6 protein-coding genes are annotated in these 13,529 nt (G+C 54.7%); 3 read left to right on the top strand and 3 right to left on the bottom strand.

What is annotated here, in order from left to right; genetic code table 11:
* Positions 1-19 precede the first annotated feature (19 nt).
* Complete coding sequence (locus tag EKK48_07310; GenBank protein ID RTL44085.1) at positions 20-2,539, bottom strand: LysM peptidoglycan-binding domain-containing protein; 2,520 nt, start codon at positions 2,537-2,539, stop codon at positions 20-22.
* Positions 2,540-2,814: 275 nt separating this feature from the next.
* Between EKK48_07310 and EKK48_07305 the strand changes: the two genes are divergently transcribed.
* From EKK48_07305 to EKK48_07295, 3 genes are all read left to right on the top strand, one after another.
* Complete coding sequence (locus EKK48_07305; protein ID RTL44084.1) at positions 2,815-4,086, top strand: hypothetical protein; 1,272 nt, start codon at positions 2,815-2,817, stop codon at positions 4,084-4,086.
* Between the two features lie 171 nt (positions 4,087-4,257).
* Positions 4,258-6,174 (top strand): DUF4388 domain-containing protein, encoded by a 1,917-nt coding sequence (locus tag EKK48_07300; protein RTL44083.1) that lies wholly within the window; start codon positions 4,258-4,260, stop codon positions 6,172-6,174.
* An 86-nt stretch (positions 6,175-6,260) separates the two neighbouring features.
* Complete coding sequence (locus tag EKK48_07295) at positions 6,261-7,910, top strand: leucyl aminopeptidase (GenBank protein ID RTL44082.1); 1,650 nt, start codon at positions 6,261-6,263, stop codon at positions 7,908-7,910.
* 8 nt (positions 7,911-7,918) lie between these two features.
* On the opposite strand, the gene EKK48_07290 is transcribed toward EKK48_07295, so the two are convergent.
* A complete protein-coding gene (locus EKK48_07290) occupies positions 7,919-12,574 on the bottom strand; it encodes a hypothetical protein (protein ID RTL44081.1) in 4,656 nt (1,551 codons plus the stop codon).
* A gap of 68 nt (positions 12,575-12,642) precedes the next feature.
* Positions 12,643-13,215, bottom strand: coding sequence for a sigma-70 family RNA polymerase sigma factor (locus EKK48_07285; protein ID RTL44080.1), 573 nt, complete (start codon positions 13,213-13,215; stop codon positions 12,643-12,645).
* Positions 13,216-13,529: the final 314 nt, after the last annotated feature.

Genomic DNA, 13,529 nt, shown 5'->3' with positions numbered 1-13,529 from the left:
GGCGCAGTCAACAGGGAATCTATTTTGTCTTGCGAATAAACTGGGCCAGGTCCGCTGTCAGGTTGGAAGAAACCACATCGTTTTTCGGTGCTGTTAACTGATGCAACTCTGCTGGAGTTGGCTGTGGTGGCAGCGTGGCGGCAGCTGCTGCTCCCGGTCCACCAAGATGTACTGGGGTTGAAGCTGCTTGTGGTGCCGGTGCCGCAGCCTGTACTGGGGCGGTCTGAACCGGAGCTGCTGGAGCTTGCGGAGCTTCCATAGCCGTTTCTGGCGCCGCTGCTGGTGTTTGAGCTTGCATTTCGGCCGGTGAATAACTTTGTACTGGTGTTTGCGCGATTGAGCCATCTGGATTGATTGGTGTGCCACCTTCCATCCGCAGTGAGTCACCGCCGGTAGGGGCACCGCTTGGAGCAGAGGACATCTGAGGTGCGCTGGCGAGTTGTTGCGAAGCTGCCGCGGTCGGTGCTTGAGCGAGCGTGCCGGCACTTTCTGCGCCTGTTCCAGGCAACTGCAAGTGTTGTCCCGGCATGATCAAGCTCGGATTAGAGCCGATGATATCTTTATTGAGGTTGTAAATTTCGCCCCATTTGCTGCCATCGCCGTTGACGTGCTTGGAGATATCCCAGAGATTGTCTCCAGCTTTGACGATATAAGTTCCATGTTCAGCTCCGGCTGAGGCTATATCTGAGCCTCCACCCGGCAAGTTGATGGTGGTGCCAGGGTGAATCATCGATGGATTCGATCCCAGTACATCGGTGTTCATCTTGTAGATTTCGGACCAGCGTGTTGGTGCACCCAGTTGATCTTTGGCGATATTCCAGAGGCAATCTCCGGCCCTGATCGTATAGGTGCTGGGCGCAGCCTGAGCCGCTTGAGTAGCATCTCCTGCGGCAGGAATTTGTGATGCGTCTCCTGCTTGAGCGATTTGAGTGCCATCGGTTACCTGTGAACCATCGGCGATTTGTGAGCCGTCAGCAACTTGCTGCATCTGTGAACCATCAGCGACCACCTGTTGATTTGGCACGGCGGCTTGCTCGAATGATGCGTTTGTAGCGCCGACCGGTTTGATCATTTGTTGAGGTTGGGCGGCGATGCGTGGTTGCTCGACATGAGCGGGGGCGCGGTGAACGTGCGCGATGCCATCTCGACCGCTCAACAATCCGGAATGGTTGTGCGAGAAACCAGCAGTTTGATGACCGATATGATCCATAACATGTTTCGGTGCATGAGCGACATGCTCTGTTGCTGGTTTTGCGTCCGCGCTGGCGGGATGACTGGCTGTTGAATGTGCAGGAGCAGCTGCATGGCTTGCCGGTGCAGCATGCGCGGCAGCAGGTTGAGCGACATGTGTCTTGCCCGTTACGCTATCGAGTGAAAGCTGATTTGCTTTCAATCCGCCGAGGTTGTGCGAAGCAGCCGTGTCGGCTGGTGTTTGATGTTGCAGGTAACTGGCGTCGTAGCCGGATGTTGCGTCAGGTGTTCCAAGGGTGGGATGGAAGGTGGCTACGCCTTTGTCCATAGCGATGTATTTATTGGCGCCTAATTGATCTCCAATCGCTCCTGATGGACCGACACCATTGGCGGTGCTCGAATCTACAGCGGATCGTCCCAGTTGACCGATGTTGAAATTACCGACGTTCTGCGCGCCGCTGGCAGCCGGCGCAGCGTCGCTCAGTCCACCTGTGGCGGACATATCGCTTGTGAAGTTGCTTGAGCTGACATTCAAAGAGCTGGGCGCCTGGCCGGAAACAGGAACAGTCTGAGCTGATGCGACTGATGATGTGGGGTTAGCCATCGGAGAATGCGAGGTGAGGGCGACCGGGCGATCGCCGAAGAGTCTGTTCGCTCCGGAAAGGTGTGTGGCCGAGCTGGCTTCTCTCATGGCGGGACCGGACAGAGCATCGCCTTTTCCACTCAGTCCATCGATCTGGCTGCTTAACCGTCCAGTTTCGAACTGAGGCTTATTGAGATCGAGTGAGCCTGAAACTTTCAATTGATCGCGAAAAGCAACGCTATCTTTAAGAATGTCGTGTGTGTTGAATTGACCTGCTGCGTTTTTACCGACAGCGCCGAGCATGTCTGCGCCGTTGGTGCCGAGACCACCCATGCCAAGGTTTTGCAGAATTGGTGCAGTGTTGGGCAGCAAGCTGAGGCTGATACCCATGTGCTCGCCTACCGGCATCGATGTAATCGCCGAGTGGGCGCCAGCCAGAATTGATGGATCGAACCCGGCCAGCAAGTTAGCGTGACCAACGAGGAAGTTGCCCAGTGCCTCGAACATTGAACTGAGCAGCCCAATCTGCCCGGGCATGCGCATGATCATCTGAATCAACGGTGAGATCGGCTGCGAGGCTGCTTGTACTGCAGACATGATGCTCTGTTCAGCTGCAGGCATGGCAGCAGCCACATGCGACTCGATGTTGGGCTGGAAAACCGCGGCGCGGTGAACGTCAATCGCTGAGGCTGCAGCCGCTTCGCCACCTGATGGAGTGAAGTTGGCGCCGGCGCTCATTTCTGGATTGAAAGCGAATCTCGACATGTTTTCCTTGCGGGTTCCGTTGTGCTGAAATCAATGTACATAAAGGTTTGGGGCAAGTCAAAGCAATAGTGGGAGGATTCCCATGCTCTCGACGGCATTTAGCGTATTTCGCGCATGCTCTTCGTAAGATCACATGTGAAACTTTGCTGCTTTTAAGGCGAGCGGTTGCGCTACTTTTGCACTTTTCTCAGGCACGCCACGGCGGCGGTTAGTATAATCACCTTTGGCGATGAAAACAGCGCCGGCACTTTAGTTTGGCTATTTGGGAGAGGATAATGACTATACCGATCAGACATACACTTTCGTCAGCATGTCTGGCATTAGCAGTCGGTTTTTCACTTTTACCCGCCTGTGCACAAACCGTGAAACCCGCTGCCAGAGCAGATGCTGCCGTTACAAAAGCAGCCGTGCCTGCGACAAAAGCCGCTGCTCCTGCCAACCCGGCCGCTGACTCAAGTGCAGCGTCGCTCGATCCTGCAGCCAATCCTGCCGTGGCCAGGCAAATTGCTCTGGCTGCAGCCGTTAAGCAATACAAAGCCAAACCCGACGCCTATTCGTGGGAGGGCGTTTGGAAGGTGGCTCGCGAAATCTTATCCCAACCTGCTACGGTGAAAGCTCCTGCGGCAGCCATTCTTGCCTCTTATCCAGGGCTGTCTGAGGTCGGTGTTTCGGTCATTGACGGCGAAGGTGCGCGCCTCTGGGCTTTTCCGAAAGTTACTGATAGTCAAAACGTGCTCCTGCAGTGGTCTCAGTCTACTTCGGCGCCGGCACCGCGCCCGGCTGGTCGAAGAAGAGCGCCAGTCCACGTCGTTGTGACCACAGTGCCGCATGCTCAGGCTCTCCTGATTCCTGCCGGAGTTGTTCTCAATGACGCACACCTGGCCACCGGTGCGCATGCGCTCACTCTGACTGGAAACATGCGTGGTTCTGGAGCAGTCTGGCTGCAGGGCTACAAAAATGTGGAAGGGCAGTGGACAGAAACGGGCGAGGTTTTTTCGTCTATTCCTCCATTCCTGACCCAAAATCTGGTTGGAAAAGCCTCTTTCTCAGGAAATGACCTGGTTCTCACTGTCGGCGGAGCTAAAACTGCGGCCGGCAAGCCTCAACCGCAATCTTCCGGATACAAAATTGTTTTGCATTTTGTCGAGGGGCATTACTCGCTTGATGCCAGAACCAATGAAGAAGGTCCGGCACTCGTAGCTCTTCAGTTCATTCAAGCCGTCCAGCAAGGCCATTCAGACCTGGCGAAGGGGTGGTTGGCCGACCCCCGGTTGATTAGCATTCCCAAATACATTGGTCTCAATCGCAGTGCCGGTCTGCCTTTCAAAATAATTGCCATGGCCAATCCGGGCAACGGATCGTTCCGCTATCGTTGCATGACGTTCGAGAAAAACGATTTGATTATGGACATCGGCAAAGTCAAAAATCAGTGGGCTGTCAAAGCGCTCTTTATTGCTCCGCCCGACCCGCTCGCTCAAAAGCTGGTTGGTGGTCTGCCGGCTACTGAAAAGGCGGCTGATTCTAAAGCGGAAGAGTCCAATAAATAAGTTGTTTTTGCCAATTTGGCCACTCCACCCGCCTGTTTTGAGATACTTGCGGAGGGGCTTTGTCGATTTACCTAAATTCTGGTATTTGTCCTCTAAATACCTGACGGAGTCAGGGAATCTGGCATATTAATGGGAATATAAATTCTGACGTGAACAAATCAGGCAAATACTTTGACGTCTTATCAGTCCGACCTGCCGCAAACTAAGACAATTCCTCAAGAAGAGAAATCTCTTGAGGAAAAAAACTACTTTGCCTCCACACTTTCTTTTCTCACGTATTCTTATCGCGAGACTCTTTTTGCTGAGTTGGAACGCCTCGTCGAAAGCAGCAAAGCATTCGATGGTTTGATTATCGACTTGATGCAGACTGGATTTTCGTTACCACTGGAAGCGCTTGTCAAATTTAGCCTGTATGCCAAGCGTCTGTTGAAACCCCAGGGCGTCTTGCTCTTCGTCAAAGCAGATGGCGCCATTACGCTCACTAAAGATGACCCGGGAGGCGGTCTCACTTTCAACGCTTACGACAGTCCGTTCGGCATTTTTGCCAGACATCCGATGCTCGCTGATTACGTCTGCGCGACAGTAGCTGGTCTGGATAGACGACGTTTACGCGGGGGCGGCAGTACTCTCGCCAACCATATTTTGTTCACGTCTACGCCTGTGTTGACGGAAGAAGGTCGTCGCGTCAAGGAAACATTTGCCTTGCCTGCACCGCAAAGTTGGGTGATTCAAGTCATAGACGATTACTCCTCTGTCGAGTCGATGACGAGGCTGTTGGAAAGCCGGCACCACTTGCCCGCCGACGAAACGCTGCGCATCATGCAAGAGCTCGAATCTGCGCATTTGATTTATCCGATTTTCTCGCGTATTCAATTCCTTGCTAACTGCTATCACAATCGCAAAGCATTTCGTCTTGGTCGATATATGGTGGCGGCTGGAATCTTGACTGAGAGCCAACTGCAGGAGCTTCTGGAGCGGCAATCCGAGCAGGGGCTGGGGCGCGGACAGAAGAGTTATCTGGGGTTACTGGCGGTGCGCGCCGGTTATTTGAACACGAGAGAATTGGAAGTTTTGCTTGACGACCAGTATCTCTATGGCGGCTATCACAAAAAAGCCGAAGATGATCCGAACTCTCGAAACATCGAGACCATGCGCGATTCCATGATTGGAAGTCTGGGCGCAATCGACACGGCTGGATTGCTGCAATCATTTTCGACTGCTAAAAAGACCGGACTTTTGACTGTAGAAAATCGCGACAAGGCGCTCATCGTTTCATTCGTCAACGGCAAACCGACACATGCGAGAATGAATCGGTTGCGCGGTTATGACGCTATCGTAGAATTCCTGGTCAGTTGGACCGAAGGCATTTTCGTTTTCCGCGATAAGAGTGTCTCGCAAGAGTTGGATGATACCTGCAGTTTGCAGCATCCGCTTGACCGTATTTTGCTTGATGCCGCTTTGTTCCAGGATCAGGTCAATCAGGTTCTGGGCACTCTACCAGGTGGTCGTAATACGATTCTGGAGCGCGTTTGGAATTTCGAGACACTCTGGTATAAGCTTGAGTCTCGTCCGCTTAAATACCTGGATGAGTCGGCAGTCACTGAAAATGACAAAAAAGCGATTGTCGAACTCGTCAGTCTGATAGACGGGCTGTCAACTTTAGACGAAGTGATCAAATCTTTCGATAAGTGGCCTGGTCACTCGATTGTCAAATCAGTGCAGCTTCTGTTGGAACACAGACTGGTCAATGTGCAGCAGGCGAGTTTATTCAGACCGCTGTCGATATTTCAGCGCATCGTTGCGGAACTGCAAAAGACGATCGGGCGCGATGACAACAAAGCCTTATTGCAAGCCAGTCTCCACTACGTACATGGTGATTCTGCCGCTTCCAGTCGCTTTCATATTGATAATGAAGGACGTGTCAGTGTCAACCTCAGCCAGGTGAAAAGCTCCGGTGCACCGGTATCGGCGGTGATACTAGAATTGCGGCGCTGGATGGAAGCATACCTGGCCTATTGCCGAAGGCAAATTGAACCGAGCGTAGTCGACAACGTTGTTGCAAAAGTAGTCAACGGAAATACGACTTAACTTTTAAGATCAACTGCGGGATAATATGACCCTACTGTCTGAGCTCGAGCTTAGATAGTCACCTCAACGCCTGGGCGTGAACTTGCATGGCTCTCGCTCGGTCGCCTACCTCTTTGGAATCAGGTATGAAATACAAATTTGAAACTGCAGCTCTTTCTAAAATCAAAAGCGACGTCATCGTTGTCGGCGTCTTTCAAGGGGAAGACCTTGGAAACGTAATAGCCGGTATTGACCAGAGTCTGGCTAACGGTTCAGGCAATTTTGCCGCTAGTATCGTGGAAGCCGCCTCGCATGAGTCTTTTCAGGGGAAGCTTTCACAAGTTGTCAGTTTGCCGACATACGACAATCTCGCTTGCAAAAAGCTGGTTTTGGTCGGTCTCGGAAATTCAAAGGATTTTAAGCCTGGTGTAAGCAGGAAAATTGCTGCCAACATGGCTCGCCGCTTCTCCAACTCCACAATGACGAGCCTCTGTTTCGTCGGTCGTTTCGCTCAAGAGACAGAACATGAAGACTCGACGAAGAAGCGAAAGAAATCGCAACCAGCGGCAAAGGCTGCTTTAGAGAAAGCTTCGGCGTCTGAGAAGGGCAGTGACAGAGAAGCAGAAACAGCACATCATTTGAAAGCGCTTGTCGAGGGCTGGAATCTCGGTCGTTACAGTTTTGAGAAGTATAAATCGCAAAAAGACGAGAAGAAAAACAAGACTGAGCTGACTCTCTCTTTTGCCGGTGTTAAAGAAACGAAACTGGCTTCCAAAGCCTGTTCTGTCGGTGATACGATTGCAGCAGCCACTAATCTGGCGCGCGGCTTGATTGCTGAGCCGGCATCATATATGACACCAACCAAGCTGGCCGAAGAGGCTAAGCGAATCGCCAAAGAGTACGATCTTTCTTGCAAAGTCCTGGATGCGCCTCAAATTGAGAAGCTGGGCATGGGAGCGTTTCTCGGAGTGGCAAAGGGCGCTGATGAGCCGGCCAAATTCATCGTGCTCAAGTACGATGCTGAGAAATCAAAGAAAACCGTTGCCATCATTGGTAAAGGAATCACCTTCGACTCCGGTGGTCTCTCCTTGAAACCGGCTGCAGGCATGGAACATATGAAATACGATATGTCAGGTGCTGCCGCTGTTCTCGGTGCCATGCAGGTGGTAGGTGATCTGAAGCCCAATGTCTCGGTGCTTGGTTTGATTGCCGCCACAGAGAACATGCCGGGCAATAATGCTTTGCATCCTGGAGATGTGCTCATCTCAATGAATGGCAAGACCATCGAAGTGAACAACACTGATGCTGAGGGCAGACTTGTTCTTGCCGATGCCCTGACATATGCCAGCCGCCAGAATGTGGACGAAATGATTGATCTGGCCACGCTTACAGGCGCGGTTGTGACAGCCCTGGGCCGAGTTGCTGCGGGAATCATGGGCAGCAACCAGGAACTTGTAGACAAGTTGATTGCTGCCGGCAAGGATGCCGGTGAAAATCTCTGGCAGCTTCCTCTCTATGACGAGTATAAAGACAGCCTGAAAAGCGACATTGCCGACTTGAAAAACGCCGGCTCGCGGGGCGAGGCTGCCTCATCCAGTGCCGCCATGTTCTTGAAGGAATTTGTAGACGGCAAGCCATGGGCGCACTTAGATATAGCAGGACCAGGCTGGCTGGATAAAGATCGCGACGAGTGCAACAAAGGTGGCACCGCCTTTGGTGTGCGCACTATCTGTCAGTACATATTGAATTACGCCTAGTTTGCCGCTTACTGAGCAACCAACTGCGTGATGCTGCGCATCAGCGGAATCAGTGAGTCAGTATCAGTGCCATCACTGACGGTGACAAGCAAACCGCCGCCGAAGTCGGCAATGACAACGTAGCCTTTGGGTGTGCGCGATACGATCTGGTGAACTCTCTCTTGACCCATTTTCTTGATCACCATTTCGGTGCTCATGTAGAGTCCGAGTGCCCAGACCCCGATTGACTCGGCATCGATATCAGGAGGCATTGTATTGGCGATCAATAAGCCGTCGTGTCCGACAATAACTGAACCGATCACTGTCTCTTGAGTGCCGATGTGCTGCAGCAATGTTTGCAGTTCTTGCGCGGCTTCCATGGTCAAAATGCGCATCTTCGTTTCAGACAAGTCTGAACCGGTGAGCTTGCCGATTTTTTCCAGGTCTTTCTGGTCGAGCAAGAACTTTCCGATTGATGCAATTCTGCCTGAGCCACTGTCGGCTGAGCTGTCTGTGCGTGGGTCGAGTCTGCCGACGCCTGCAATCTTAGGTGGCGGTACGTTTTGTGCTACGTCAGCCATTTCTTTCACGGCTTCGTTGACGTTGAATTGCGGTGTTGCAACAGGCTGTGGAGGCTGAGGTTGAGCAGCAGCAGCATTGTCAGCGAATATCTTATCGATCATGCTGTCGTCTATCGAGAACAATCCACCTTGCTGCGGTGGTTGCTGCATGCCCTGCGGCGGCGCAGGCGGTTGCTGTGCCCACGCTGGCGCTGCCTGAGGCGGCGCTGCCGGCACTGGCTGGGCCGGTGGAGTGGTCAGTGGTGCGAATGGGTTTTGCATTGCTGGCGGAGCGCCCAGCTGCGGTGCCGGTCTGCTGAAAGGATTGGCCGGCGGTGCAGGCTGTTCTTGTGCCATCACGGGTGGTGATTGGAAAACTGGAGCAGCCGCTGGCTGTGCAGGCTGGTTGGACGGTATCGCTTGTTCGTTGACACCGAGATTTTTACTGAACAATTCGTCCATGGCTGAATCATCGAGGTCGAACAAACCATTTTTCGGCGCTGCCGGTGCTGCCGCTACGGGTGCAGCAGCAACTGGAGCTGCGACTGGTGCGGGTGCAGGCTGGGCGAAAGGTGAGGCCATAGGCTGCGGGGGTGCCATCGTCTGCGGTGCGCTTGCCGGCATGGCAAATGGTGCAGCGTTGCGACGATCCACGCCGGGAGCTTGCGGCTCCTGAGGTGCAGCATTGCGTGGTGTGATCGGTGATATTTTGGGTCCACCTGCGTCAGCAGGCGGTGCCTGACCTGGCACAGCAAAGGGCTGCGGAGGGGCGCTGAAAGAAGGCTGAGCCGGTGCTGCTGTGCCACCATTTTCACCGGGATTCCAGCGAGGAGCTGTGAAGGCTGGTGTTGGTGCTTGTTGGACCGGAGCTGCAGCAGCGGCACCGGTATCATTGACACCGAGGTTCTCGCTGAACAATCTATCTATAGCGTTATCGTCGAGATTCTGGAACAGTCCACCTGGCGCTGGTGCCGTACCGCCGACAGCTGCCGCGACAGCCGGCTGCGGCATCGGGGCTGGAGCTGCGACCGGGTTGGCTGGAGCTGCGAAGGGAGAAGCCATTGGTGCTGCCATCGGGCTTGGAGCTGCCATTGGGCTTGGAGCTGCCATCGGGTTTGGAGCCGCCATCGGGCTTGGAGCCGCCATCGGGTTCGGAGCCGCCATCGGGTTCGGAGCGCCCATTGGGTTGACCGGATTGTCCCATCCGGCTGCCGCTGGTGCTTGTTGACCGATTGGATTATCCCAGCCGCTGGCTGCTGGTGCTGATTGCCCTACCGGCGTGTTCCAGGCACTTGCGGCCGGTGCTTGTTGACCGGCGGGGCTATCCCAACTGTTAGCTGCAGGGGCCGGTTGACTGGCAGGGGCGTCCCAGCTGTTCAAAGGAGCAGGCTGGTTCGGTTGATTATCCCAACTGGCAGCCGCAAGGGGCTGAGCGAATGGATTGGGTCCGGGTGCCACAGGTGCTGGTGGAGCATCCCATGCACCTGTCGCTGGAGCTGGCTGAGGTGCTGGCGCTGCCTGCGGTGCGGCTGCCCAAGACGGAGCTGCACCTGGTATCGCAGGCGGTGCACTGGCTTCCGGCGCCTGTCCCCACGGTGCGGTAGCAGGCTGTTGAGGTGGCTGAGCAGCAGCTGCTGCGGCTGCCGCGGCTGCCGCGGCTGCCTGTTGCTGCCGTTCCTGAATAGAGATGTCCCACTGACTGGAGCTGGCAGTTTGTTGAGTAGCACTGGCCGCTTCGTTGTTGTTCAGTACGTTGCCGAGACGATCCATTATGGAATCGACTGGTACCGATCCACCCGGCTGCCCGGGCATCGGTGCCGGCGCAGGCTGCGGCGGTGCCGGTTGTGAGAATGACGGAGCAACGGGCATATCCCAGGCTCCCGACACTTTTGTTTCCGGCTGTACCGGTGCCGGTGGTGGTGGCGGCTCACCCCATCCAGTCAAACCGACTGGTGATTGAGCCGGAGCAGGAGCGGGGCTGTCCCAGGAGTTGGATACTTTGGGTTCGGCCGGAATTGTTGTTAGTTGATCTGGAGCTTCGTAAACAGGAAAATTCCAGCCACTCTTCGTGGGGGCGGGGTTGTCTGACGGCAACAAAGGCTCTTGCGGCTTGACCGGCTGTGGAACAGGTGGTGCAACAGGAGCAGGTGCAGGAGGATTGGGTTGGCCGAATGCTGCTGCCGGCGTCGATGCTGCCGGGTTTGGCATATTGGTGCCGCTTTGCTTGATGCGATCTTGAATAGGAATATCCCAGCGGCTCTGTTCATCTTGTTGCGGAGCGAAAGACTGTTGGTTGCCAGAGGCTGGTCGTTGAGCTGCGCCACTGCTTAGAGTTTCTCCGCTTGGAGCGAAGGCTCTCCAGGTGCCCGTTTCTACTTGCTCTGCTTCGAGAGACCAGGCTTGTTGTCTGCCACGTCCGAGCGCTGCCGCCTGTGCGCTCGATCCACCCTGCGGTTGGGGTTCAGGCGTCGCCTGTGGTGGACTGGCTTGACCTTGCGACCAGTCGGCTCCATCCCCCCAGGCTGGTTGGTTGCCGCCTGCAGGTTGGTCCCAACTCGAACCCTGGCCCGGTGCAGATTGACCCCACGAGTCCTGTCCTGCCGGTGTGCCGTTCCAACTGTCTGATACTGGTCCGCCCCAATCACCTGCAGGTGGGTTGCCGCCGCCTCCTTGAGCGGGCGCGGTTCCCCATTGATTTCCTCCTGCTGCCGTGGCTTCTGGAGCGCTTCCCCAGGCATTCGGCGCTGGTGAGCCTCCCCAGCTGTCTGTGCCCGATCCGCCCCAGGGATCTGCAGCAGCTCCCTGTCCAGGACCGGCTTGAGGGCTGGCGCCCCAGGCTGTATTAGTATCATTGGTGGTGCCAGGCGCCGGCATCGCCGGTGATGCTGCTTGCGGTTTAGCTCCGGCTTGCATGCCGAGATCGCCAAGCTTGATCATGCCTGTTTCCATTAAGCTCGCGCCAAACTGGCTGGCACCAAGCTGGCTTGCACTCATCTGTCCCTGAGGTTGCGGTTGAGGAGTGGCTGCTTTGTTGGCCGCTCCGCCGCCCCATGATTGACCTGACTCTTGAGCAGGCTCGTCCCATGCACCACCTGCAGGTGGCGGGCCCCAGTCTGATTCAGCTTCGTTTCCTGTTGCACCTTTGGGCGCAGAATCGTTCCATCCGCCCCATGATTCGGCCGATGGCGCTTGCATATTAGGATTGTTACTTTGCTGACCTGGAGCGGCAAATGGGTCTATGCTGCTGCCGCGCGGCTGGGCCTGCATCGGTTGGCCACCCGGTGCGGCATTTGTGTCGTAGTTCCAGTCGTCTCGCGACATCGATTGTGCGGCTGCGTTTTGTTGTCCGCCCCAGCTGTTGGAGCTGTCAATTGGTGATGGTTTGCCCCATGACCCGAGCACTGGTTGTTCGGCCTGACCGGGCTGTCCTGGCTGCGGTTTAGCACCGGGAATGTTTGGAGGAGCAGCCATGTTGGCCGGTGCTCGACCCCAGCTGTCGTCCACCTGAGCCGCTTGTGGTGGCGCAGGCGGTGCCATAGACTCTTCTTCTTCTTGCTGCTGTTGGTCGTCGGCTTCTGCCGGTTTCTCAGAGATCTTGCGTCTAATCGACTCAGCCAGTGTCAGTGGTTGATCGTCGGTGAGGCTGCCGCCGGGAGGCGCCGCAAAACCTAATTTTTCACCGAGAGAGCGCGTTGTCGACTGGGCTTCGCGGTTTTCGATCGGACCCTTCGAGAGAGCTTTGAGGCGATTGGATGTGCCGCTGTGGTCTTCTTCGCGTTGCTTGCTGGTCGGCTTGGACGCTTGCAGTGCTTCTTCCGGCTGCGCGCCACCACGGTTAACGTGAGGAAATTTGGAAGCGTTGCGATCGACTGTAGTGGGCAGCTCCTTCTCTTTCTTGGCGAAAAGCTTTGTGATGAACTCGAACGGGTTGGCTTTAGGCTGTGGCAAACCTTCCATAATGCTCCGAGCTAGCGCTTCTGGCGGATTAGGTGACATATCCTCTGGCAGTGGCACCTCTTCTGCAGCCATAATCACTTGTTGCAGCTGGTGGTGGAATTTGGCGCACGATTCGCATGATTCAAGATGAGCACCGACCATGCGCTCGTCTTGTGGCGCAATGTCCATGTCAAATCTTTGTTGGATCAGGAATCGAAAACGACTGCAATTCATTATGTATACCGGACTCTCTTGAGTTAACCTCGACCTAAGCACTTGACGATCTGAACTCGCGCCCGGAATAACCAAGCCATAACGTTTTCAGGGGTTTGATTCAAAACAGCGCCGATCTGGTCATAGTTTAGTTGGAAGTTGTGGCGCAGCAAGAAAACCTTTTGTTGTTCTTCAGGAAGTGCATTCAGACAGCGCTTTACGCGTTGCACTCCGAGGATGATCGTCGTTTCCCAGTCCATCTGGGCTGAACCGTCGGCACTGGGGTCAGTGCGTGGGTTGCTGTTGTTGGGGGTACTGTATTGCGAGTGATATTCAGCGCAGGCGTCGACGATAAACTGTGAAAGCCAATCCCAGATAGCCATTGAGACTTGTTTGGGGTTGACTTGCTTGAGCGCTCCAAAGGCGTTTTGGAAAGCCATGATCGTCAGCTCGTTGGCATGGTTCTGGTCGCCGGTTGCCATGTATGCGATGGCATAAAATCGGTCCTGATACATCCAGACGAAGTCGTTGCGTTTCGATGTATCACCTTTTTTCAGGTCGACAAGAACAGTCGATGCTGACTGCTGGTAATTGTTGCGGGTGGGGAGGATAGCCATTTGTTACTGATAAGTCCTTTCGATGTGAATCGAAATGCAGAAAAAACACCCTATCTTGGTTCTACCCATTGGTTATAGGTTGTGCGCAGCACAACCGGAAAAAAGCAGATCTAATTTCCCCGTACCGCACTCGTTTTCCATGTTGAGACCGGGCAGCAATCAGTGCACGAGCCTCGAACGAGTTACAAACCGCCAAGACGCCTATCTTTCAGTTTACATGATTTAGGGCTAATCAGCTGATCCAATGGGTTTTGAATGTTTTTTTTGCCTCCATATTTTTACCGGACAAGCCGATTTGACCGTAACATAGATGT

The organism is Candidatus Melainabacteria bacterium (assembly GCA_003963305.1).
GTDB lineage: Bacteria > Cyanobacteriota > Vampirovibrionia > Obscuribacterales > Obscuribacteraceae > PALSA-1081.
The sequence above is the reverse complement of the archived record's forward strand: the minus strand, read 5'-3'. Positions and strand labels throughout refer to the sequence as shown.

Excerpts from the sequence above, each read along its gene's own strand:
- EKK48_07310 (RTL44085.1), bottom strand. The coding sequence starts at position 2,539 with ATGTCGAGATTCGCTTTCAATCCAGAAATGAGCGCCGGCGCCAACTTC.
- EKK48_07305 (RTL44084.1), top strand. The coding sequence starts at position 2,815 with ATGACTATACCGATCAGACATACACTTTCGTCAGCATGTCTGGCATTA.
- EKK48_07295 (RTL44082.1), top strand. The coding sequence starts at position 6,261 with ATGGCTCTCGCTCGGTCGCCTACCTCTTTGGAATCAGGTATGAAATAC.
- EKK48_07290 (RTL44081.1), bottom strand. The coding sequence starts at position 12,574 with ATGGACATTGCGCCACAAGACGAGCGCATGGTCGGTGCTCATCTTGAA.
- EKK48_07285 (RTL44080.1), bottom strand. The coding sequence starts at position 13,215 with ATGGCTATCCTCCCCACCCGCAACAATTACCAGCAGTCAGCATCGACT.